Consider the following 2,098-nt stretch of genomic DNA (forward strand, 5'->3'; position numbering starts at 1 on the left):
GGAGAACCGCCGCGAGCCGGCGGCTCGCTCGACCCCTCTCCCAAGCTCCGCTAGGCAGCGATGCTGCCAAGCTGCGCTATCCCTCTCCCCTCTCCGAGGAGAGGGCGAAGAAATGACCCAAGACCTTATCGTCACCACCGACGGCCCAATCGGCCGCATTCGGCTGAACCGTCCTAAGGCGATCCACGCGCTCACCACCGCGATGTGCGAAGGCGTGCTCGACGCGCTGGAGGCATGGCGCGGCGACGACGCGATCCGCGTGATCATCATCGATCATGCGGAAGGCCGCGGCTTCTGCGCCGGCGGCGACATCCGCATGCTCGCGGAAAGCGGGGCAAAGGACGGCGCCGAGGCGAGGGCCTTCTTCCACACCGAATACCGCATGAATCACCGGCTGTTCACTTACGCCAAGGACACGATGGCGTTCATGGACGGCATCACCATGGGCGGGGGCGTCGGTCTGTCGCAGCCGTGCCGCTATCGCGTGGCGACCGAGAACACGAAGTTCGCCATGCCCGAAACCGGCATTGGCCTGTTCCCTGATGTCGGCGGTGGCTGGTATCTCTCGCGTCTGCCGGGGCGGGTCGGGCAATATCTCGCGCTGACGGGGCACCGCCTCGATGGTGCGGAGACCTTCGCGCTGGGGCTCGCCACGCATTATCTGCCGGCGGGGATGGTCGAGGAGGCTAAGCGCCGCATCGGCGACGATCCGTTCGCCATCAGGGCAACGCTTGAAGATCTGTCGGGTGAACCCGGCCCGGCTAGGCTGCTCGATCAGCGCGAAGCGATCGACCGCTTGTTCGCCTCTGACCGGCTGGAGGACATTTACGACGCGTTGCAGGCGGATGATAGCGACTTCGCCCGCGAGACGCTGGCGACACTCAAGACCAAATCGCCGCAGACGATGAAGGTCAGCCTGAAGCTTCTGCTCGACGGCAAGGCCATGCCGACCTTCGAGGACGAAATGCGCCAGGAATATGCCGTCGGCGCTCGAGTGGTGCAGCGTCACGACTTCCTAGAGGGCGTGCGCGCGGTGATCGTCGACAAGGACAATGCGCCGCGCTGGGATCCGGCAACGCCGGAGGGCGTCAGCGATCACGTGATCGACCAGATCTTTTCGCCTTTGCCGGACCATGAGGCTTGGACCCCTGCCTGATCAACAACATACCGTTCCGCCGGATCAATGCCGCGGCGACCAAGGGAGAGACCAATGACCGATTACGCCAACATCCTTGTCGAACAGCGCGGCGCCGTCACGCTCGTCACGCTGAACCGTCCGCAGTCGCTGAACGCGCTGAACAGCGACGTGCTCGCCGATCTCTCCGCGGCCTTCGGTGCCTATGACAAGGATCCGGGTCAGCGCTGCCTCGTGCTGACCGGCGCGGGCGAAAAGGCGTTCGCAGCCGGTGCCGACATCAAGCAGATGTATGAGATGCAGGCGGCGGATTTCTTCCTGCAGGATTTCTTTGCCGGCTGGCAGACCGGCGTGGTCGCCACGCGCAAGCCGTGGATCGCGGCGGTCAACGGCTTCGCGCTGGGCGGCGGGTGCGAACTGGCGATGATGGCGGACTTCATCTACGCGGCGGATACGGCCAAGTTCGGCCAGCCCGAGATCAAGCTGGGCGTCGCGCCGGGCATGGGCGGCTCGCAGCGACTGACCCGCGCGATCGGCAAGGCCAAGGCGATGGAAATGTGCCTCACCGGGCGCATGATGGACGCCGCCGAAGCGGAACGCTCGGGGCTCGTCGCCAAGGTCGTGCCGCTCGCCTCGCTCCTCGAAGAGACGCTGAAGACTGCCGACCTGATTGCCTCGATGCCGCCAATGGCCGCGATGGTGAACAAGGAGATGGTCAACACCGCCTTCGAGACGAACCTCGCGCAAGGCATCCTGACCGAGCGGCGGCTGTTCCAGATCCTAACCGCCACCGAGGACAAGGCCGAGGGCATGTCCGCCTTTATCGAGAAGCGCCAGGGCGCCTGGAAGGGGCGGTAGGTCCAACATGCCCTCTCCCTTGAGGGAGAGGGTTGCGAAGACTTGGGCTCGGTGAGCCTTAGTCGTAGCTGGGAGAGGGTGATGCGGTCCGGCACGAACCGCGCG

At 65.2% G+C, this 2,098-nt stretch carries 2 protein-coding genes; both read left to right on the plus strand.

Annotation, left to right across the window (positions count from 1 at the left end):
- The first annotated feature begins 112 nt into the window (after positions 1-112).
- Entirely contained in the window at positions 113-1,156 is a 1,044-nt protein-coding gene (locus AX702_RS17750) for an enoyl-CoA hydratase/isomerase family protein (RefSeq protein ID WP_066781785.1), read from the plus strand.
- Between the two features lie 54 nt (positions 1,157-1,210).
- The gene (locus AX702_RS17755; RefSeq protein ID WP_066781786.1) at positions 1,211-1,993 is read left to right on the plus strand and encodes an enoyl-CoA hydratase-related protein; all 783 of its coding nucleotides are present in this window, start codon (positions 1,211-1,213) and stop codon (positions 1,991-1,993) included.
- The last annotated feature ends 105 nt before the right edge of the window (positions 1,994-2,098 follow it).

The organism is Sphingomonas sp. CCH5-D11 (genome assembly GCF_001557395.1).
Taxonomy (GTDB): Bacteria; Pseudomonadota; Alphaproteobacteria; order Sphingomonadales; family Sphingomonadaceae; genus Sphingomonas.

Excerpts from the sequence above, each read along its gene's own strand:
- AX702_RS17755 (WP_066781786.1), top strand. The coding sequence starts at position 1,211 with ATGACCGATTACGCCAACATCCTTGTCGAACAGCGCGGCGCCGTCACG.
- AX702_RS17750 (WP_066781785.1), top strand. The coding sequence starts at position 113 with ATGACCCAAGACCTTATCGTCACCACCGACGGCCCAATCGGCCGCATT.